The 18,976-nt window shown below is 63.4% G+C and carries 17 protein-coding genes and 1 pseudogene; 15 read left to right on the top strand and 3 right to left on the bottom strand.

What is annotated here, in order from left to right:
* Nucleotides 1–57: 57 nt before the first annotated feature.
* The 9 genes from tssB (at nucleotide 58) to ACCQ15_RS20415 (ending at nucleotide 10,404) form a co-directional block, all read left to right on the top strand.
* Nucleotides 58–567 (top strand): type VI secretion system contractile sheath small subunit, encoded by a 510-nt coding sequence (gene tssB / locus ACCQ15_RS20455; protein ID WP_008572540.1) that lies wholly within the window; start codon nucleotides 58–60, stop codon nucleotides 565–567.
* Between the two features lie 4 nt (nucleotides 568–571).
* Entirely contained in the window at nucleotides 572–2,065 is a 1,494-nt protein-coding gene (gene tssC, locus ACCQ15_RS20450; protein WP_011349018.1) for a type VI secretion system contractile sheath large subunit, read from the top strand.
* An 82-nt stretch (nucleotides 2,066–2,147) separates the two neighbouring features.
* Nucleotides 2,148–2,651 carry an Hcp family type VI secretion system effector gene (locus ACCQ15_RS20445; protein WP_008572542.1) on the top strand — a complete coding sequence of 168 codons (504 nt, stop codon included), beginning with the start codon at nucleotides 2,148–2,150 and terminating at the stop codon, nucleotides 2,649–2,651.
* Nucleotides 2,652–2,851: 200 nt separating this feature from the next.
* Entirely contained in the window at nucleotides 2,852–3,646 is a 795-nt protein-coding gene (locus ACCQ15_RS20440) for a type VI secretion system accessory protein TagJ (protein WP_372381008.1), read from the top strand.
* 5 nt (nucleotides 3,647–3,651) lie between these two features.
* A complete protein-coding gene (gene tssE / locus ACCQ15_RS20435; protein WP_008572544.1) occupies nucleotides 3,652–4,155 on the top strand; it encodes a type VI secretion system baseplate subunit TssE in 504 nt (167 codons plus the stop codon).
* Between the two features lie 4 nt (nucleotides 4,156–4,159).
* On the top strand, nucleotides 4,160–6,043 hold the full coding sequence (gene tssF, locus ACCQ15_RS20430; protein WP_372381007.1) for a type VI secretion system baseplate subunit TssF: 1,884 nt from the start codon (nucleotides 4,160–4,162) through the stop codon (nucleotides 6,041–6,043).
* A complete protein-coding gene (gene tssG / locus ACCQ15_RS20425; protein ID WP_372381005.1) occupies nucleotides 6,007–7,047 on the top strand; it encodes a type VI secretion system baseplate subunit TssG in 1,041 nt (346 codons plus the stop codon). The genes tssF and tssG overlap by 37 nt, the downstream gene beginning before the upstream one ends.
* Before the next feature lie 56 nt (nucleotides 7,048–7,103).
* Nucleotides 7,104–9,842 (top strand): type VI secretion system ATPase TssH, encoded by a 2,739-nt coding sequence (gene tssH, locus ACCQ15_RS20420; RefSeq protein WP_372381004.1) that lies wholly within the window; start codon nucleotides 7,104–7,106, stop codon nucleotides 9,840–9,842.
* 43 nt (nucleotides 9,843–9,885) lie between these two features.
* Nucleotides 9,886–10,404, top strand: coding sequence for a LirA/MavJ family T4SS effector (locus ACCQ15_RS20415; RefSeq protein ID WP_372381003.1), 519 nt, complete (start codon nucleotides 9,886–9,888; stop codon nucleotides 10,402–10,404).
* 13 nt (nucleotides 10,405–10,417) lie between these two features.
* On the opposite strand, the gene ACCQ15_RS20410 is transcribed toward ACCQ15_RS20415, so the two are convergent.
* Nucleotides 10,418–11,520 (bottom strand): IS3 family transposase gene (locus ACCQ15_RS20410; RefSeq protein ID WP_506187867.1). Its coding sequence is split into 2 segments (ribosomal slippage): nucleotides 10,418–11,262 and nucleotides 11,262–11,520, totalling 1,104 coding nucleotides; the frame shifts between segments, so codons are not numbered across the junction.
* Between the two features lie 109 nt (nucleotides 11,521–11,629).
* Here ACCQ15_RS20410 and ACCQ15_RS20405 point away from each other — a divergent pair.
* The 6 genes and pseudogenes from ACCQ15_RS20405 to ACCQ15_RS20380 all read left to right on the top strand — a co-directional run bounded on the left by ACCQ15_RS20405 (nucleotide 11,630) and on the right by ACCQ15_RS20380 (nucleotide 15,601).
* Nucleotides 11,630–11,974, top strand: a complete 345-nt coding sequence (locus tag ACCQ15_RS20405) for a hypothetical protein (RefSeq protein WP_372381002.1) — start codon at nucleotides 11,630–11,632, stop codon at nucleotides 11,972–11,974.
* A gap of 89 nt (nucleotides 11,975–12,063) precedes the next feature.
* Nucleotides 12,064–12,180, top strand: a pseudogene (locus tag ACCQ15_RS20400) (IS5/IS1182 family transposase); the annotation flags it as partial.
* Between the two features lie 376 nt (nucleotides 12,181–12,556).
* Nucleotides 12,557–13,246 carry a hypothetical protein gene (locus ACCQ15_RS20395; RefSeq protein ID WP_031424834.1) on the top strand — a complete coding sequence of 230 codons (690 nt, stop codon included), beginning with the start codon at nucleotides 12,557–12,559 and terminating at the stop codon, nucleotides 13,244–13,246.
* 459 nt (nucleotides 13,247–13,705) lie between these two features.
* Nucleotides 13,706–14,095, top strand: a complete 390-nt coding sequence (locus tag ACCQ15_RS20390; protein WP_372363602.1) for a DUF4124 domain-containing protein — start codon at nucleotides 13,706–13,708, stop codon at nucleotides 14,093–14,095.
* A gap of 51 nt (nucleotides 14,096–14,146) precedes the next feature.
* A complete protein-coding gene (locus ACCQ15_RS20385; RefSeq protein ID WP_031424830.1) occupies nucleotides 14,147–14,806 on the top strand; it encodes a CPBP family intramembrane glutamic endopeptidase in 660 nt (219 codons plus the stop codon).
* A 60-nt stretch (nucleotides 14,807–14,866) separates the two neighbouring features.
* Nucleotides 14,867–15,601 carry a hypothetical protein gene (locus ACCQ15_RS20380; RefSeq protein WP_082429883.1) on the top strand — a complete coding sequence of 245 codons (735 nt, stop codon included), beginning with the start codon at nucleotides 14,867–14,869 and terminating at the stop codon, nucleotides 15,599–15,601.
* 617 nt (nucleotides 15,602–16,218) lie between these two features.
* Here ACCQ15_RS20380 and ACCQ15_RS20375 read toward each other — a convergent pair.
* Both ACCQ15_RS20375 and ACCQ15_RS20370 read right to left on the bottom strand, forming a co-directional pair.
* A complete protein-coding gene (locus tag ACCQ15_RS20375) occupies nucleotides 16,219–17,523 on the bottom strand; it encodes a jacalin-like lectin (protein ID WP_372381001.1) in 1,305 nt (434 codons plus the stop codon).
* 71 nt (nucleotides 17,524–17,594) lie between these two features.
* Nucleotides 17,595–18,896 carry a histidine-type phosphatase gene (locus tag ACCQ15_RS20370; RefSeq protein WP_372381000.1) on the bottom strand — a complete coding sequence of 434 codons (1,302 nt, stop codon included), beginning with the start codon at nucleotides 18,894–18,896 and terminating at the stop codon, nucleotides 17,595–17,597.
* Between the last annotated feature and the right edge of the window lie 80 nt (nucleotides 18,897–18,976).

Genomic DNA, 18,976 nt, shown 5'->3' with positions numbered 1-18,976 from the left:
GGAAGCGCACGTGCACCGCACGCTGGCGCAACGGGCAAGCTCAATCGGAGATCAGGCATGGCCAGCAGTCAGAAGTTCATTGCCCGCAATCGGGCGCCACGGGTGCAGATCGAATACGACGTGGAGGTCTACGGCGCGCAGAAGAAGGTGCAGATTCCGTTCGTGATGGGGGTGATGTCCGATCTGTCCGGCGCCAATGCCGGTGAGCTGCCCTCGCTGGATGAGCGCAAGGCACTGGAGATCGACGTCGACAACTTCGACAGCCGCCTGCAGTCGATGCGGCCGCGCGCGCAATTCAAGGTGCCCAACACGCTCACCGGCGAAGGCGAGCTGGCGGTGGATATCACCTTCGAAAGCATGGACGATTTTTCGCCGGCCGCCATCGCGCGCAAGGTTGCGCCGCTGGCCAAGCTGCTGGAAGCGCGCACGCAGCTGGCCAACCTGGACACCTACATGGACGGCAAGGCCGGTGCAGAGCAGCTGATTGCCAACGCCATCCGCGACCCGGCGTTGCTGCAGTCGCTGGTGTCGGCCGCCAAGCCTGCCTCCGAACCGGAAGGAGCCTGACGCCATGTCCGCGACCGAAGCCGCACTGGCCACCAGTAGCACCGAAACAACCGAACAGGGCGACTTTGCCGCGCTGCTCAATCGCGAGTTCCGCCCCAAGAGCGAACGCGCCAAGGAAGAAGTGGAATCGGCCGTGCGCACGCTGGCCGAGCAGGTGCTCAACCGCAGCGATGTGGTCAGCGAAGACGTGTCGCAGACCATCAAGGCCTATATCGCCGAGATCGATCGCGCCCTCACCGAGCAGCTCAACCACATCCTGCATCACGCCGATCTGCAGCAGCTCGAAGGCGCCTGGCGCGGCCTGCATTATCTGGTCAACAACACCGAGACCGACCAGCAGCTCAAGATCCGCGTGCTGAACATCAGCAAGAAGGAACTGGGCAAGGTGCTCAAGCGCTACAAGGGCACCGCCTGGGACCAGAGCCCCATCTTCAAGAAGGTCTACGAGCAGGAATACGGCCAGCTCGGTGGCGAACCGTATGGCTGCCTGGTCGGCGATTACTATTTCGACCAAAGCCCGCCGGATGTGGAACTGCTCAACGGCATGGCGCAGGTGGCTGCTGCCGCGCATGCACCGTTCATTGCCGCGGCCGCGCCCAAGTTGATGGGCATGGACAACTGGAGCGAGCTCTCCAACCCGCGCGACCTGGCGAAGATTTTCTCCACGCCCGATTACGCCGCATGGCGCTCGCTGCGCGAATCGGAAGATTCCAAGTACATCGGCCTGGCCATGCCGCGCACGCTGTCGCGTCTGCCTTACGGCGCGGCCACCAGCCCGGTGGATGAATTCGATTTCGAAGAAGACACTGCCGGCGCTGACTCGTCCAAGTACACCTGGCAGAACGCTGCCTATGCGATGGCAGTGAACATCAATCGCTCGTTCAAGCAGTACGGCTGGTGCTCGCGCATTCGCGGTATCGAATCCGGCGGCGCAGTGGAAGGCTTGCCCACCCACACCTTTCCCACCGACGACGGTGGCGTGGACATGAAGTGCCCGACCGAAGTGGCGATCACCGACCGCCGCTCTGCCGAATTGGACAAGATGGGTCTGATGCCGCTGGTGCATCGCAAGAACTCGGACATGGCCGCCTTCATCAGCGCGCAGTCGCTCAACAAGCCCGACGAATACGACGACCCGGATGCCACCGCCAACGCAGCGTTGGGCGCGCGCCTGCCCTACATGTTCGCGTGCTGCCGCTTTGCGCATTACCTCAAGTGCATCGTGCGCGACAAGATCGGTTCGTTCTCCGATCGCGAACAGATGCAGAGCTGGCTGACGCGTTGGGTCACCCAGTACATCGACGGCGACCCGTCCAACTCAAGCGAAGAAACCAAGGCGCGCAAGCCGCTGGCTGCCGCCGAGGTGGTGGTGGAAGAAGTGGAAGGCGCGCCGGGCTATTACAGCTCCAAGTTCTTCCTCAAGCCGCATTACCAGCTGGAGGGCCTGACCGTGTCGTTGCGGTTGGTCTCGCGCCTTCCCTCGGCCGCCAAGGCCTGATCCGACGCATTCGCGTCACGGGCACGACGCGAATGCGCGTCGCGCCACCTCGTGTTGTCACTCTCATTGAAGGAGCAGTTCCATGGCGTTCGACATGCACATCAAGTTCGGCAGCGGCAAGGTCAAGATCGAAGGCGCGTCCAACCACAAGAAGCACAAGGGCGAAATTCCGATCCTGGCCTGGTCGTGGGGCGCGAGCAATTCCGGCGACCTGCACACCGGTGGCGGCTCGGCCAGCGGTGGCAAGGCGCATATCCAGGACATCTCCATCACCAAGTACGTGGATGGTTGCTCCAACGCATTGCTCGATGCGGTATGCACCGGGGCACGTGTGGAAAACGCCTGGCTGTACGTCACCAACGCCACCGGCGAGCAGAGCGACTTTCTCACCCTGGAATTGAGCGAAGGCGTGCTGATTACCTCGTTGTCGACCGGCGGTTCCGGCGGCGAAGACCGCCTGACCGAAAACGTGACGCTGCACTTCGGCAAGTTCAAGTACGGCTTCCAGCCGCAGGACGACAAGGGTGCCGCCCAGGGTGGCGCGAAGGAATTCACCTACGACATCCAGGGTGTGGCCAAGGCCTAACACGAACGCAGGCAACCACAACGCCTTCGCCACGCAGGGCCGTTTGGCGAGGCAGTGCGGCACGCGGGTAGACGCTCGCGCCGCGCCGCCCAGCGGATCGGATGTTGGCGCTGTGACGTTGGCTGCCTCCGATGGCGGCAATGCAATGACGGGCGGTGCCGCGCACGGCACCGCCACCTTCTTCGACAAGGAGCCACGCGATGGATGCCACCGCACAGACCCTGCTTGCCCAAGGCGAGCCGGCGCAGGCGTTGCAGCAACTGATCCAGCAGGTGCGCCGGCAACCGGCCGATGCAGCGCAGCGCGTGTTCCTGTTTCAGTTGCTGGCCGTCCTCGGGCAGTGGTCGCGCGCCGCAGATCAGCTGCGCGCCTGCGCTGAACTGGATGCCGCCACGCTGCCCTTGGTGCAGACGTACCTTGCAGTGCTGCAGGGCGAACAGACGCGCGCCGAGGTGTTTGCCGGCACGCGGCTACCGCATGTGATTGGCGAACCGGCCGAGTGGCTGGCAATGCATCTGCAGGCGCTGCAACTGGCGGCGCAGGGCCATGGCGAACAAGCTGCGGCGTTGCGGGCGCAGGCCTTCGAACGGGCACCCACCAGTGCCGGCGTGCTCGATGGCGAACGCTTCCAGTGGCTTGCAGATGCCGATACCCGTTTCGGACCCTGCATCGAGCTCATGCTCGACAGCGGCTATGCCTGGGCCCCGCTCAGTCAGATCCAGCAGCTGCGCATGCAAGCGCCGCTGGATCTGCGCGACACCGTGTGGGCGCCGGTGAGCGTGCTATGGCGCAACGGCGGCCAGGCCTTCGGCTACCTGCCGGTGCGTTACCCCGGCAGCGAGCACCTGGATGCCGGCGAGCTGCAATTGGCGCGCCGCACCGAATGGACCCACGGCACGCAGGGCGAAATCGGCCTGGGCCAGCGCATGTGGAGCACAGAGTCGCACGAGATTGCGCTGCTCGATGTGCGTGACGTGCAGTTCGACGCGGACTGATTTCAATGGCCGAACTCACCACTACCGAACGCTTGCAGCCTTCGCTACTGGACCGGCTCACCGATGCCGCGCCCAGCCAGCGCGAAGAGAGCCGCGAGCAACGCGTGATCTCGGCCACGCGCCTGCGCGAATGCGTGATCCGCGATCTGTCGTGGTTGCTCAATGCCGTAAATCTGGAAACCAGCCGCCCGCTGGAAGCGCACCCGCAGGTGCGCAGCTCGGTGCTGAATTACGGCATCCCGGACCTGGCCGGTGTTGCAGTGGCCGGCATCGATGCGGCAGCGCTGCAACAGCGCATCCGCGAGGCGATTCTGGCCTTCGAACCGCGGCTGATACCCGAGACGCTGCGCGTCAGTGTGCATGCCGATGCCGCACGCATGGACCGGCGCTCGCTGCTGTTCACCATCGAATCGGAGATGTGGGCGCAACCGCTGCCGTTGAATCTGTATCTGAAGACCGCGCTGGACCTGGAAACCGGGCGGCTCGATGTCGTCGAAGGGCACGGCTGACGCCATGGACCCGCGCCTGCTGCCGTACTACACCCGCGAATTGCAGCACGTGCGCGACATGGGCGCCGAGTTCGCGCGCGAGTATCCCAAGATCGCCGGACGGCTCGGTCTGGACGCGTTCGAATGTGCCGACCCGTATGTCGAGCGGTTGCTGGAAGGCTTCGCGTTCCTGGCCGCGCGCGTGCAACTCAAGCTGGACGCGCAATACCCGGTGTTCACCCAGCACCTGCTGGAGATGGTCTACCCGCATTATCTGGCACCGTTGCCGTCGATGGCGGTGGTGCAGTTGCAGCCGGATCTGAAAGACAGCGGGCTGGCAGCAGGCGTGGTGGTGCCGCGGCAAAGCGCGCTGCGCAGCCTGGTCGGCCCGGGCGAGCGCACCGCCTGCGAATTTCGCACCGCGCATGCAGTGAGCTTGTGGCCGTTGCAGCTGGCCGAGGCCAAGTATCTTGAATCGCCGGCCGCAGTGGCGGCTGCCGGCATCGCCTTGCCGCCCGGGCGCGTGGTGCGTGCCGGCGTGCGGCTGCGCTTTGAGCTGGTGGGTGGCGCGCAGACGCACGCGCTGGCGCTGGATCGGCTGCCGCTATTCCTGGCCGGCGCCGACGGCTTGCCCAAGCGGTTGTACGAGCAGCTGCATGCCGATACCACCGCCATGGTGGTGCGTGGCAGCGATGCCAGCGGTGGCACGCTGGAGATGACGCTGGGCGCCGATGCCGTGCAGATGCGCGGCTTTGCCGACGACGATGCATTGATTCCCTACGACGGCCGTTCATTCAGTGGCTACCGTCTGCTGCAGGAATACTTCGCCTGTCCGGAGCGCTTTCTGTTCGCAGAACTCACCGGGCTACGCGCGCCATTGCGGCGGTTGCACGGCAGCAGCTTCGAGGTGGTGGTGTTGCTGCAACGCAGCCTGCCCAGCCTGGCTGCGGCAGTGGGCGCCGAGCATTTCAAATTGTTCTGCACCCCGGCAATCAATCTGTTCCCACGGCGTGCCGATCGCATCCATCTGCACGCCGGCCTGCACGAATACCACGTGCTGGCCGACCGCACCCGGCCGATGGATTTCGAGATCCATCATTTGGGCGAAGTGGAAGGCTTCGGCGATCGTCAGGAGCCGGAGCAACGCTTCGCGCCGTTCTATGGTGGCGACGCACGCACCTGGCATGCGCGGCATGGCGCGTTCTACAGCATGCGCCGCGAACCGCGCATGCTATCGGCCCGCCAGCGCCGCGATGGCGCGCGGTCGAGTTATGTAGGCAGCGAAGTGTTCGTCAGCCTGGTCGATGCCGACGATCAGCCGCACAGCACGCGCCTGCGCCAGCTTGGGCTGCAACTGTGGTGCAGCAACCGCGATCTGCCGCTGCATATGCCGGTAGGCAAGGGCACCACCGATTTCACCATGGACAGCGGCGTGCCGGTCCAGAGCGTGCGCTGCGTGGCCGGGCCGACCAAGCCGCGCCCGGCGTTGTCGGATGGGCAGACTGCGTGGCGCCTGCTCAGCCAATTGCAGCTCAATTATCTCTCGCTCTTCGAAGACGGCCCCGACGGCGCCGCTGCGCTACGCGAGATCCTCACCTTGTACTGCGACCCGTTCGACGCATCCGCGCAGCGGCAGATCGAAGGCGTCAAGCAGGTGAGCGGCACACCGATCGTGCGGCGCATCCCGGTGCCTGGCCCGATCACCTTCGGCCGCGGCCTGGAGATCACGTTGACCTGCGAGGACGCCGCCTTCGAAGGCACCGGCGCCTTCCTGCTGGCCTCGGTGCTGCGGCACTTCTTCGCGCGCTATGTCTCGGTGAATTCCTTCACCGAAACCGTGCTGCGCACCACCGAACGCAACGAGGTGGCCCGATGGCCAGCCCAGCCCGGCACGCGCCCACGCCTGTGAGCGCCGCGGCTGCGGCGCTGGCCCAGGCGATGCAGACCCGGCCACAGGATTTCAGCCCGTTCGCTGCCTTGCGCGCGATCGAGCGCTGCCATCCGCTGCAGCCACGCCTGGGTGAATCGACGCGCGCCAGCGACGATGTGCTGCGGCTGCGGCATGCGCCATCACTGGCATTCGCACCCCATGCGCTGCACCGCTACACACCGGCAACGCACGATCAGCCTGCCGCGCTGTACGGTCTGTTTTTAGGCCTGTTCGGTCCCAATGCACCATTGCCCTTGCACCTGACCGAATACGCCATCGAGCGTGCGCAGCAAGCCAAGGACGGCACCTTTGCCGCATTTGCCGATGTGTTCCACCACCGCATGCTGAGCCTGTTCTACCGCGCCTGGGCGCAGGCACAGCCCAGCGTGCAGGCCGAGCGCCCGGCGAGCGACCAGTTCCGTGCCTGGCTGGATGCACTGGTCGGCATCGCCAGCCCGCATCTGCGCGACCGCGACGCGTTGCCGGACGATGCACGTCGTTACTACGCCGGCCGTCTTGGCACCGCCACGCGCACGCCGGAAGGCTTGCGGGCACTGCTGCAGCAGTTGTTCGAATGGCCGGTGCAGGTACAGGAATTCATCGCCGAATGGATGCGCCTGCCGGCCGATGCGCACCTGCAACTTGGTCTGGGTCCGCGCAACGCGCGGCTGGGCGTGGACAGCGTGGTGGGCGCACACGTGCGTGGCGCCCAGCAACGCGTGCGCATCTGCCTGGGGCCGCTGCCGCGCCTGGCGTTTCAACGCTTTCTTCCGGGCGGCCAGGCGCTCAGGCAACTCACCGCTGCGGTGCGCAGTTATCTGGGCGACGAATTTGGCTGGGAACTGCAGCTGTTGCTCAAGGCCGACGAGGTCCCCACGCCGCACCTGGCGCGCAATAGCCGGCTGGGCCTGGATACCTGGCTCGGCCGTCGCGCCTGGAGCATTGCCGACGCCGACGAGGTGCTGCTGCGCCCATCGGGCTGACGCACACCGCTCTACCTTTCGCTCACACGTAACGTACCGACTTCGAAGGACGCACCATGGCCGAGATCTCCCGCAGTGCCCTGTTCGGCAAGCTCAATCCGCTGGCCTACCGCGGCATCGAAAGCGCCACCGTGTTCTGCAAGCTGCGCGGCAACCCGTATGTGGAGCTGGTGCATTGGCTGCATCAGTTGCTGCAGCTGCAGGACTCGGACCTGCACCGCATCATCAAACACTTTCAGCTCAACCCCTCCACGCTGGCGCGTGATGTCACGTCGGCCCTGGACGCCTTGCCGCGCGGTTCCACTGCCGTCACCGACCTGTCGGCCAATGTCGAAGAAGCGGTGGAGCGCGGTTGGGTGTATGCCTCACTGAGTTTTGGTGAAGCGCAGGTGCGCACCGGCTATCTGGTGGTTGGCATTCTGAGCGTGCGCGGTTTGCGTAATGCATTACTGGCGATCTCCAAGGAGTTCGACAAGCTCAAGCCCGCGGTACTCAGCGAAGACTTTGCGCAGATCGTGGCCGGCTCGCCGGAAGATGGTTTGCTGCCCAGCGATGGTTTCTCACTCGGTCAGACCGCTGCACCTGGGGAGGCTAGCGGCGCCATCGCGCCGGCCGCACTGGGAAAGCAGGAAGCACTGAAGAAATTCACCACCGATCTCACCGCACAGGCACGCGAGGGCAAGCTGGACCCGATCATCGGCCGCGACGACGAGATCCGCCAGGTGGTCGATATCCTGATGCGCCGCCGCCAGAACAACCCGATCCTGGTTGGCGAGACCGGTGTCGGCAAGACCGCGGTGGTGGAAGGCTTCGCGCAACGCATCGCGCGCGGCGATGTGCCACCCGCGTTGAAGGACGTGCAGCTGCGCACGCTGGATGTGGGCCTGCTGCAGGCCGGCGCCAGCATGAAGGGCGAATTCGAGCAACGCCTGCGCGCAGTCATCGACGAAGTGCAGGCCAGCCCCAAGCCGATCATTTTGTTTGTCGACGAAACCCACACCCTGGTCGGCGCCGGTGGCGCGGCCGGTACCGGCGATGCGGCCAACCTGCTCAAGCCCGCACTGGCGCGTGGCACCTTGCGCACCGTGGGGGCGACCACGTTTGCCGAGTACAAGAAGTACATCGAAAAAGACCCCGCGCTGACGCGGCGCTTCCAGGCCGTGCAGGTGGACGAGCCGGACGAAGCCAAGGCAGTGCGCATGATGCGCGGCGTCGCTTTGATGATGGAACAGCACCACCGTGTGCAGATCCTCGACGAAGCGCTGGAAGCGGCGGTCAAGCTCAGTCACCGCTACATCCCGGCGCGGCAGCTGCCGGACAAATCGGTGAGCCTGCTCGACACCGCCTGCGCGCGCGTGGCGGTGAGCCTGCACGCTACGCCTGCGGAAGTGGACGACAGTCGCCGCCGCATCGAATCGCTGGAGACCGAGCACGCCATCATCGAACGCGAGCGTGCGATTGGCATCGTGGTGGATGAGCGTGCTGCAGCTTGCGCCAGCCTGCTGCAAAGCGAGCACGGCCGCCTGCACGAGCTGGAACAGCGCTGGGTTGCCGAAAAGGCGTTGGTCGATGAGCTGTTGTCGCTACGCGCGCAACTGCGAGGCGCCAATGCGCCGGTGGAAGGCACCGGCAGTGCGCTGGAAGCGGAGGCCGAACAGCGTGCGCCTGGCGATCTCGCCGTGCTCGAGGCACCGGTGCAGGTGGATCGCGACACGCTGTTAGCACGCCTGCAACTGGTACAGGCCGAACTGGCCGCACTCCAGGGCGAATCGCCGCTGATCCTGCCCACGGTCGATTACCAGGCGGTCGCCGCCGTGGTCGCCGACTGGACCGGCATCCCGGTCGGGCGCATGGCGCGCAACGAGATCGACACCGTGCTGCGCCTGCCCGAGCTGCTGGCCAAGCGCGTGATCGGCCAGGACCACGCCATGGAAATGATCGCCAAGCGCATCCAGACCAGCCGCGCCGGTCTGGACAACCCGGACAAACCGATCGGCGTGTTCCTGCTGGCCGGCACCTCCGGCGTGGGCAAGACCGAAACCGCACTCGCCCTGGCCGAAACCTTGTACGGCGGCGAACAAAACCTGATCACCATCAACATGAGCGAGTACCAGGAAGCGCACACCGTCTCCTCGCTCAAGGGCGCACCGCCGGGCTATGTGGGCTACGGCGAAGGCGGCGTGCTCACCGAAGCGGTGCGACGCAAGCCGTACTCGGTCGTGTTGCTGGACGAAGTGGAAAAAGCCCACCCGGACGTGCACGAACTGTTCTTCCAGGTCTTCGACAAGGGCTGGATGGAAGACGGCGAAGGCCGCCGCATCGACTTCCGCAATACCTTGATCATCCTCACCAGCAACGCGGGCACCGACCTGATCGCCAGCCTGTGCAAGGACCCGGAGCTGATACCCGACCCGGAAGCCATGGCCAAGGCCATCCGCGAGCCGTTGTTGAAGGTGTTTCCGCCGGCATTGCTCGGGCGGCTGGTGGCGATTCCGTATTACCCGCTGAGCAACGACATGCTCGGGCAGATCGTGCGACTGCAGTTGAACCGCATCAAGAAGCGCATCGAGGAGCGCTACAGGATTCCGTTCGAGTACGACGATGCGGTGGTGGAGCTAGTGGTATCGCGGTGCACCGAAAGCGAATCGGGTGGGCGGATGATCGATGCGATTTTGACGAATTCGATGTTGCCGGCGATGTCGAGGGAATTCCTGGGGCGGCTTGCACACCAGGCATCCATCGGAGGCGTAGGAATGAGCACGAATCCAGACGGCTTCTCGTACCTGTTCCACTGACAGGCGCAGGCGCGCACGGACAGAATCCAAAGAGAGGACTTCGATGAAGATCAGTGATGCATCGGAATTGGAAATGGTGTTGTTCCTGGATGAGAATTTCCAGGTTGTCGATGGTGTCCAGATCGAAGCGACGCAGCGGATGAGGGACATGCTCGTCTTCGCGCGCATGGCCAGTTTCCTTTCCGACAACGAAGCGCTTGCGTCGGCGGTCAAGGACCTGTCCTTTGAGCTGGGCACGGAATACGCAAAGTTCCGTGAGGTACAGCGCGATGGCGTCAATTATCGCCGTCTCGGCGCCTTCTCCTGTGCGCTTGGAAAATATGCATCCTATTACGGGTTCAGTAGGAAAGTGGTCATTCTCAATGGCCAGATTAGCCCTGCTGATTTCAACGATGTAGTGGGGGCGAAGATCATGTTTCGCGATCTTTTCACCCGCGCCCATGGCGAGTTCACGCACGCGATACAGTGGCTTCTGCTGGTCCAGCGATTCGGCGAGGTGGCGGCCGTTTACTACGCCAAGTCAGTCCAGTACCGTTCCACCCGCGACGTCCCCCCGCCCTGAGTAGCGGTCGGGTTTAGAGTCCGGGGTTGATGATATCGGTGTTTGCCAGATGTTGGGCATAAGCGGACGGCGTCATGCCGCCAATTGCTTTCTTCGGTCGGTCCTCGTTGTATTCGCGTCGCCAGCGTTCGATCTCGGTGCGCGCGTGCAGCAACGTCGGGAACCAGTGCTCGTTGAGGCATTCGTCGCGTAGTCGGCCGTTGAACGATTCAACATAGGCGTTTTGATTTGGCTTGCCGGGTTGGATTAGCCGTAGTTGCACACCACGGGCATGTGCCCAGACGACCATCGCTTTGCCGCAAAACTCCTTGCCGTTGTCGGTGCGGATCACCTTCGGTAAACCGCGACTGTGTGCCAACCGATCCAGCACGCGCGCAACGCCGTGCCCGGAGATCGCGCGTTCCACCTCGATGGCGACCGCTTCGTGCGTTGCGTCGTCCACGATCACCAGACACTTGATCACTCGGCCGTCGGCGGAGCGGTCGAACACGAAGTCCATCGACCACACCTGGTTGGCCTGCGCTGGCCGCAGCAGCGGCTGACGCTCGCCAACCGGCACCTTCTTGCGCTTGCGGCGCCGCACTTGTAGCTGCTGCTCGCGATACAACCGCTCCACGCGCTTGTAGTTCACCAGGCGTTCTTCCTGTCGCAGCTTGAGATAGATCATCCCCACGCCGTAGCGGCGATGGCGATGCGCCAACGCAAGAATGCGCTCGCGCAGTTCGCCATTGCGGTCTTGGCGTGGGCAATAGCGCAGCGCGCTGGCGCTCATGCCGATCGCCGCCAAGGCGCGACGCTCGCTGGCACCACGCCCGATCCACTCGCGCACCAGCGCACGACGCGCCGGTGCGCTCACCACTTTTTTCGCAACGCATCCTTGATCAGGTCGTTCTCGAACAACTGCTCGGCCAGCAACTTCTTTAGCCGCGCGTTCTCGGCCTCAAGATCCTTGAGCCGCTTGGCGTCGGGCACGCTCATTCCGCCGAACTTGCTGCGCCACAGGTAATACGAGGCCTCGCTGAAGCCATGCCGCCGGCACAGATCCTTGATCGCCACACCGGCATCAGCTTCGCGCAGGAAGCCGATGATCTGTTCTTCAGAAAAACGCTTCTTCACGTCCAATCTCCTTGGGGTAGGGAATTGGACTCCAAACTGAGGTGCTACTCAAAATTGGGGGGACGTCGCCCGGACGTTTCTCGCACAAGGCGGGCCACAGCGAGCCTATATGTGGAATTTCCTGGTGGACTGCTTCGACGGTGCGGAGGACTATCGACAGAACATCTACGCTAAGACATTCAGGTGCCCGCAGATCGCTACCGAACGCCTGCGGACGCTGCTCCCGACTCAATCGTGGTTGGGGGAATTCCTCTACGCTCGCCGGCACAAGGGCTTGAAAAATGGGGAGGAACCCTACGTAGACGCACACTACACGAATGGGCGGACCATCAACATGAAGCCACCCCACATCAACAGGACGGTCTGGACAAACGACGGGGAAGAAATTCGGGCCTATACCCAGCTGCGCGAAAACATCTATTACAAGTCTGTCATTGAGGCGAGGAAGAACTGAACTTTTGGAATTGTCGGGTGCGCGGCCAAGATTTCCGTAATGCCCGATAAGAACTAAAAGGAGCGCAGAGCATATGAATTCCGAGCTAGACCGGTGCAGGCAAAAACGAAGAACTGCAGAACTGCGAAGCTGCATTCTTCATCGCCGCCACTTCCTCGACGATCCAAGCCATCGGCAACAAGCGCGAGCGTGCTCGGGAACAGCGTTAGGAACAATTTAATAAAAAATCGGATCAGGTTCGGTTTAGAAGTGAATCTGACCCCGTCTCCCGGTCCAGGAGCGTTACAGGATTATTTTCAAGCATGACGATGCGCTGATGGAACTAGTGATGATTCGGTTTGCCGCGGTAGTGAAACGGAACGAATGATCGATGCGATTTTGTCGAATTCTTTGTTTCCCCAGATTTTCGGGATTTGGTGACGCCTAATCGGATTGGAGAACTGTGATGATTGACACCAGTGGCAGAAGGCGGTGGCTTTGCTATCAGTCGAATTTTTTAAAGACAGGGTGCCTGCAATGAGGATCCTATTCTGGAATGTCCAGCGGCTTGGTACTGGAACGCCAGGCAGCAAGCAAAAAATAATGGAGCAAGTTGTCGCTGAGGCTTTCCATCTGCACAACGCAGAATTTGCTGTCCTATGTGAAGTTACAAGCGACCTTGAGCTTGGAGGTGTGGCCATCAACAAGCAAGTAGTCACTGCTAAGCGGACCGCAAAGGGGACCAAGGCTCAGCTTGGCTATGCAGCTATCGATGATGACCTCGATGAAAGTGTATTGATGCGCTTTAATCCTCCAAGCTTCAGGGACGTTTTCGGGACTTCGCCTTGGAAAAAAGGCGGAGGTGAATTCACGAAGCAAAGCAAGCGTCATGTTGCGTGTCTGGGGGCTTTGAACGGGATAAGTTTGTATGTTTACCATGCCAATGCTAGCGGGAAGGCGGCCTTTTTAGTTGGGTGGGTAGCCGAGGCACTGCATCAGCTGCACAACGGCTCGTTTGTGTTAATGGGAGATCTGAATTGTGAGCCCGCAGGTCTCATCCTCGCCATGCAAGAGAGTGGTTCCGATCTTAATTATTTCAATGTTGCTTTTAATGGAGACACGCATAACGCTAAGATTGGAGTTTCCAAGACGTACGATTATGCAATCTCCGGAAGCAATGTTGCGACCAATGTTGAAGTGCTTAATATTGCTCCCGCAGTGGCCAACTTTTCTAAAAGCATCAACCCGCTCGACGACATATCAGATCACTGTCCAATCATTGTGACGTTCTGAAAACCATTTGTCAGCAATGTGCCGGAACGAACGAAAGTGCAAAATAGGTAACTGGTATCACAAAGCCGGGGTAACCGGGCCAGGCTAACCTATCGGTCGACAACAGCGACTTGAGATGCCGACGAGCCGCTGAATGCCCGCAAAAAGATGCGTCTATGGCCGCTGTGCTTGCGCGTCGGCGGAAACTGCAGTTCTTTGCACTTCCATCGCCGGCCAGAGTTGTGTCCGGCGCAAAAAAAAAGGGCTGCATGCGACATCGGTCAGCGAGCACTGTGCGTCTGCTTGGCGCTGTCATCGGCAATGTGCCGGGTTCATGGCGGTCCAAGCCGGTCCAAGCCGGTCTCTAACAAGCCGCCAGGCGCGCTTTATCCATCTTCGTCACTGAAGAAGAGAACGCGTGCTCCAAGAGACAACCTTCGTTCTCCGCTATCGGTAAGCTATGCCGTTTGGGGGGCGTAAATGAAAATAAGTCTTGCGGTGGTGATGTGCGTGTTGTCGTTACCGGCAGCGGCGCAGTCGGCCTACAAGTGCAGCGATGCAAAGCTGGGGACCGTTTACCAGTCCACGCCGTGCGCCGACGGCGCCGAGCAGAAGCGTTGGAACAAGCAAGCCGGGCCGGCTCCGACCGCAACGGTTGCGGCGACGCAGGCTGGCCCGAACACGGTGTCTGCCACGGGCCAGGAGTCAAACCTGGGCTTACGCCTGATCAGCTACGAGCGCCAGCCGAGCCCGGAGGCGTGTATGCGCGCCACCCATGTGCGCGACAGCGCCCGCGCCGATACTACGATGCGTGGCGATCCGGATTTCATGCATGCTCTTGAGCGAGCGGTCGTGCAGGCCTGTCGCTAGCAAGGGTGTTCAAGTCGCGCATCTGCAATCAAGGCACGACAAGGAAGATCGATGCAAGGACGTGAAGGGGCTTTTTCCAAATGGTGCGAGTTGCTGATCGTGGTAACGATCGCCTTCGGTCTGCTGATCTGGTCCAGCCTTTCGGCGGTGGCGCGCGATGCCATAGAGCCGGTCTTCTCCGACGCTAGCCTGTGGGGCATGGTGGTCTACGAACTGCTCGTTCTGGCGATCTTGCTGCCAGTGCTGTGGTTCCGCGGATGGAGGCCGCAGTCGGTCGGGCTGCAGTGGCAACTACGCGACTTGGCGGCGGGACTCGGCTTGCTGGCGGTGTGTCTGTTGCTCACCTATCCACTGACGCTGTTGAACTGGAGCTCGGGGAGCAACACGAATCCATTCGATGCGATGGTCGCCGGGCGGCTATCGATCGCGGCTGTGCTGGCGATCTCGCTGATCAATCCGATCTTCGAGGAAGTATTGGTGTGCGGTTACGTGATCCGCGCGCTGGAGCCGCGCTATGGCCCTGCAGTTGCGGTGAATGTCAGCGTGGCGGTCCGCGCCTCGTATCACCTGTATCAGGGTCCGATTGGCGCCATCAATATCTTGATGTTCGGGCTGATCCTGGGCTGGTGGGTGGCCCGACGCGGGCGGCTGTGGCCGGCGATCCTGGCGCATGGCGCGCTGGATTTGCTGGGCTTGATGGCCTACACCTGAGTGGCCTGGCGTAGCCGCGATGCCGCACACTTGCCGCTTAACCGAACACAGGACGAAGCAATGGCACGGCGATATGGATGGAGCGGGATGCTGGTGTGGCTGGCGGCGTTCGGCGCGATGGCGGCCGGCCCGACGCCCGGCGAATACGGCACCAAGCAAGGTTGGGGCAGCCTGCAGGTCAGCGACAAGGGTGGGGCGCGCCACTTCGAGATTCTCGCCGTGGGCGCCAACGGCCACACCTGTTCGCTGGAGGGCACGCTGCAAGGCGACAAGGCGGAAGTGCGCGATGCCAGCGACACGCCTTGCAAGCTCGCGTTCAAGCCGGTGGCCGGTGGCTTCAGCATCGCCGCACTGACGCAAGACAGCTGCCGCGACTACTGCGGCATGCGCGCCAGCTTCGAAGGCGACTATCTGAAGTTGCCTGCCGGCTGCACCTCCGCGGCCAGCAGCCGACGACGTGAGGCGTACCTGCGCGACTATCGCGGCAAGCGCTATGCCGAAGCACTCGCCGGCATGCAGGCGTTCGCGGGCGAGTGCGGCGAGTTTTTCAACTGGCTCGATCGCGACCGCTTCGCCAACGACCGCGCGCTCACCCTGCTGCGCCTGAACCGTCCGCAAGAGTGCCTGGCGGCACTGGACCAGACCATGGCCGGTCGCAGCCGCGACGAGGCCTCGTTCCAGGCGGAGATGGACAAGGACAGCACGATGCTACCGCCAAGCGACTGGGATGCGTACCTGCCCATTGCCAGGTCCACCTGGTTCAATCGCAAGCTCTGCGAGGCGGCAAAGCGTTGAGCGCGATGGCCTGCCTTGCTGCGCGCAGGGAAGCCCTTGCGCGCGGCGTCGCACGGAGCGTCGCTCGTGGTTGATCAAAGTGATGCGCAAGAAAGTTGGCGCTTGCAGCCGCGCGCGCTGGTACTCACAACAGTATCGCCAACTCAGCCCGCGAAGGATGGACAATCGAGTTCATCGTTGGATTCTTGCCAATACGCAGTCATGCCGTTCCCGATCGTCCATCGCCGCAACGCTGCGGCTGATCGCACTAGAGCGTCTTGCCTAGCGAGATGACCTGGAGCCCGCTGCAGACAGAACCACCATTCTCGATCTTCGCAACCGGCTGAAACCCGTTACCTTGCCGCGCAACTACTGCCGAGCGTCAGCGCGGATCTGTCCCGAAAGCGCCGGCATCTGCGGTGCTGTTTGATCTTGGAAGTGGCGCCGGAACTGCACGAAGTTGAAAGCCCGTGCACGCATGGAGTACGGGATTTTAGGCGGTACGCAATTGCGGAGCGTTGCAGAAGTACGCCATCGCGCGCTGCGAGGATGCCGGCCGAAGCCTCGTCGTGATTGCCGCAGACAAGAAAAGCGGCGCCAGACCGACGCCGCTCCGTTGCAGCAGTACGCCCGTTCGCTCAATTCTTCCGGTAAATCACCCCAAGCTTGTCGATGGCATCGCCGGCGCGGCCGGTGAAGCCGGCGATATGCCAGCCGGTGGGAGCAGTGAGGGTGTAGCGCTCGCTGGTCGGGGTGCCGGCGGCGATGCTGCGGCCCTGGTTGGTGGTCAGGCTGAGCGAGAACAGCCGGGTGCGGCCGTTGTACTGACCGAGCGTGACGGTGGCCGCGGTCAGCGTTTCGCCGCTGCGCAGGGCCAGGGTGGTGGCGGTGCCGCCGCTGCCGCCGTGAGCGAGCGTGGCGCCGTTGTCCAGGCTGGCGGCCACTGCATCCAGGCGTTCGGCACCGCGCAGGGTGACACTGCGCAGCTGGCGCTGGTGCGCGCCGCCGGCCACGTCGTTGAACGGTACGCCATGCGGTCCGCCGAAGCTGTCGCTGGTGCGCACGTCGGTGCCCACCGCCCAGCCGAACTGCGTGTACAGCGGATAGTGATCCGACAGCGGCTTGCCGGCGCTGTCGTAGAAGTTGCCTGGGTCGAGCTGGTAGCGATTGGCGGCCAGGGTCAGCTGCGGCGCGGCGCGGTACAGGATCTTGTCCACCACCTCGCAGGTGTTGGTCGGCGGCGTGCCGCACAGCAGCGGCGCGGCGCCGGCGGCCGGGGCGGTGCCCTTGATCAGTTCCACCCACGGATCGATCAGGTTGTTGCTGGCGATCAGCTCGCGGATGTTGTCTTCGCTGCGGGTGTAGCGGGTGTTGGAGTCCATCATCACCAACGCCGCGTTGCCGGCCGACCAGGTGCCGATGAATTGCGACAACTGGCTGATGTTGGCGCGGCGGGCGGCCAGGTCGGCAGTTTCGGTACCGGCATTTGGATGGGCGTTGTAAACGTCCAGCAGCACGCCGTTGTCCAGCCGCAGCTGCATGTAGCTGAAGCCCTTCGGCGTGAGGCAGTCGGTGCCGTTGCACTTGTCCCATGTGACCCGGGTGAAGTCGTTGAAGGGATAGTTGCTCAGCGTGTTGAGGCCATCGCCGATGGCGGCGCCGCCACTGGTGGGCGTGCGGTAGGGATGGTTGTCGCCGGCGTAGAGCGCCGCGTGGTAGTTGAAGTCTTCCTGCACGTGAACCAGCGCATACGGCGCCAGTTTCGGTGCCAGCAGCGGCGTATTGGTGGCGGGGTTGCTGCTGGAGATGCCCTCCGGCAGGCCAGCGACGTTGTAGGTGAGCACGTCGAGGACGCCGACGCTGGATTGGGCGTGGGCGACACCGGCGCAGGCCAGGGTCACACCGATTCCGACGCTGAGCAGAGAACGCAGATGCTGAAGCATGATGACCTCGTGCGGTTGGGTAACAGCGGATGGACGCGACGCGTTGGGCCCAGCGCGCCGCGTGGAGGGGATCAGTGGTCCATGGCGAGCGGGTCGAGTGCGGCCTGGACGATGCGGGCGAACTGCGGCAATGGGCAGTCGTACGCCGGCGTAGCAGTGCTGCAGCCGGGAATGAAGATGGCCGCGCTCGGCGGCGGTGCCTGCAGCGTCAATGGCACGCGTTCGCGCAGCTGCGTCAGGCTCTGCGCGGTGTAGCGCAGGCGGATGACGCGCTCACCGTCGGCACGCCGCCAGCGCTCGAACACCAGCGCGCCACCGGGCACGGTCTGGTCCGGTTGGTAACCGGGCAACTGCCAATGCAGATCGAACATGCCGGCCAGCAGGGTCAGGGTGCCGTCGTGGCCGGACACCACCACCAGACGCGCATCGCCGCCGATGGCGTCGGCCGCGGCGTGTGCATCGCTACCTTGCTGCAGGGTTGCCAGCAGGCGTGCGGCTAGTGGCGTGCTGGCCAGGCGGGCGACGGTGGGCGTGCGCAGACGCAGGGCGAATTCGGCCTGGTGCGGGGCGAACACGCGCAACAGCGTGGTTTCGTCCAGGCCTTGCCAGCCCAGCGCAGCGAAGTCCTGTCCATCGGCCCAGCCCATCAGCAGGCTTTCGGTGATGCCTGAAGCGGCGGTAGCCGGGCCATCGATACCGGGAATCGACGGGCCGGCATCATCCAGCCCGGCCGGCACCGTGGTCAGCCGCAGCTTGCCGGGCGCAGCCTGCGGCGGGCAGGGACGTTGCGCGCATTGCAGCAGCAGAAGTTCGAGCGTGTCGATCGCATCGGCCTGTGCGGCGTTCCAGGCGTGGGCGTCGCCGCCGATGCGGCCGGCGATGGCGGCCTGCATGCGCGCACGCGCTTCGGGCTGACGCAGCGCAGCGGTGCCATCGAACAGCACATCGGAAGTGCCGGTCGGCACGTGATGGACGGGGTTGGCGCAGCCGGGCGTCAACGTGCTGGCCAGCGCTTGCGCCGAGGCAATGGTGCGTTGGGTGCGGTTTGCCCAGTAATAAGCCTGGCTGCAGCCGTCGCCGATCAACAGACCAAGCGCGGTGTAGCGGGCGTGGTAGTAGTCGCCGAACAGGCGCTCCAGATGCGCACCGTTGGCGGTGAGGTGACCGGCCGGCACGGCAAAATGCGGCCATGGATGCAGCGAATAGCGGCCCAGCTGTTCGGGGCTGGACATCGCCGCACGCACGCCATGGCGTTTGAGGATCACCACCTTTTCCAGCGTGTCGGGCGCCGCATCGGTGGCGTGTGCAGGGCAGAGCGGTACGAGCGCGAGTCCGAGCAGGGCGGTGGCGCGGCGGCAAAAACGCAGAAGCATCGGCAAATCCAGTGCGAATGAAACGGTGGGGCGAAAAGAACGGCGCAGCACAGTGACGGCCGCGCGCGAGGGCGACGACC

The organism is Xanthomonas sp. NCPPB 1754, assembly GCF_041475725.2.
Taxonomy (GTDB): Bacteria; Pseudomonadota; Gammaproteobacteria; order Xanthomonadales; family Xanthomonadaceae; genus Xanthomonas; species Xanthomonas euvesicatoria.
This window is presented reverse-complemented; position numbering and strand designations above follow the sequence as displayed.

Excerpts from the sequence above, each read along its gene's own strand:
- tssB (WP_008572540.1), top strand. The coding sequence starts at position 58 with ATGGCCAGCAGTCAGAAGTTCATTGCCCGCAATCGGGCGCCACGGGTG.
- tssG (WP_372381005.1), top strand. The coding sequence starts at position 6,007 with ATGGCCAGCCCAGCCCGGCACGCGCCCACGCCTGTGAGCGCCGCGGCT.
- tssF (WP_372381007.1), top strand. The coding sequence starts at position 4,160 with ATGGACCCGCGCCTGCTGCCGTACTACACCCGCGAATTGCAGCACGTG.
- ACCQ15_RS20390 (WP_372363602.1), top strand. The coding sequence starts at position 13,706 with ATGAAAATAAGTCTTGCGGTGGTGATGTGCGTGTTGTCGTTACCGGCA.
- tssC (WP_011349018.1), top strand. The coding sequence starts at position 572 with ATGTCCGCGACCGAAGCCGCACTGGCCACCAGTAGCACCGAAACAACC.
- ACCQ15_RS20405 (WP_372381002.1), top strand. The coding sequence starts at position 11,630 with ATGTGGAATTTCCTGGTGGACTGCTTCGACGGTGCGGAGGACTATCGA.
- ACCQ15_RS20385 (WP_031424830.1), top strand. The coding sequence starts at position 14,147 with ATGCAAGGACGTGAAGGGGCTTTTTCCAAATGGTGCGAGTTGCTGATC.
- ACCQ15_RS20370 (WP_372381000.1), bottom strand. The coding sequence starts at position 18,896 with ATGCTTCTGCGTTTTTGCCGCCGCGCCACCGCCCTGCTCGGACTCGCG.
- ACCQ15_RS20375 (WP_372381001.1), bottom strand. The coding sequence starts at position 17,523 with ATGCTTCAGCATCTGCGTTCTCTGCTCAGCGTCGGAATCGGTGTGACC.
- ACCQ15_RS20445 (WP_008572542.1), top strand. The coding sequence starts at position 2,148 with ATGGCGTTCGACATGCACATCAAGTTCGGCAGCGGCAAGGTCAAGATC.
- ACCQ15_RS20440 (WP_372381008.1), top strand. The coding sequence starts at position 2,852 with ATGGATGCCACCGCACAGACCCTGCTTGCCCAAGGCGAGCCGGCGCAG.
- ACCQ15_RS20380 (WP_082429883.1), top strand. The coding sequence starts at position 14,867 with ATGGCACGGCGATATGGATGGAGCGGGATGCTGGTGTGGCTGGCGGCG.
- tssE (WP_008572544.1), top strand. The coding sequence starts at position 3,652 with ATGGCCGAACTCACCACTACCGAACGCTTGCAGCCTTCGCTACTGGAC.
- tssH (WP_372381004.1), top strand. The coding sequence starts at position 7,104 with ATGGCCGAGATCTCCCGCAGTGCCCTGTTCGGCAAGCTCAATCCGCTG.
- ACCQ15_RS20395 (WP_031424834.1), top strand. The coding sequence starts at position 12,557 with ATGGAGCAAGTTGTCGCTGAGGCTTTCCATCTGCACAACGCAGAATTT.
- ACCQ15_RS20415 (WP_372381003.1), top strand. The coding sequence starts at position 9,886 with ATGAAGATCAGTGATGCATCGGAATTGGAAATGGTGTTGTTCCTGGAT.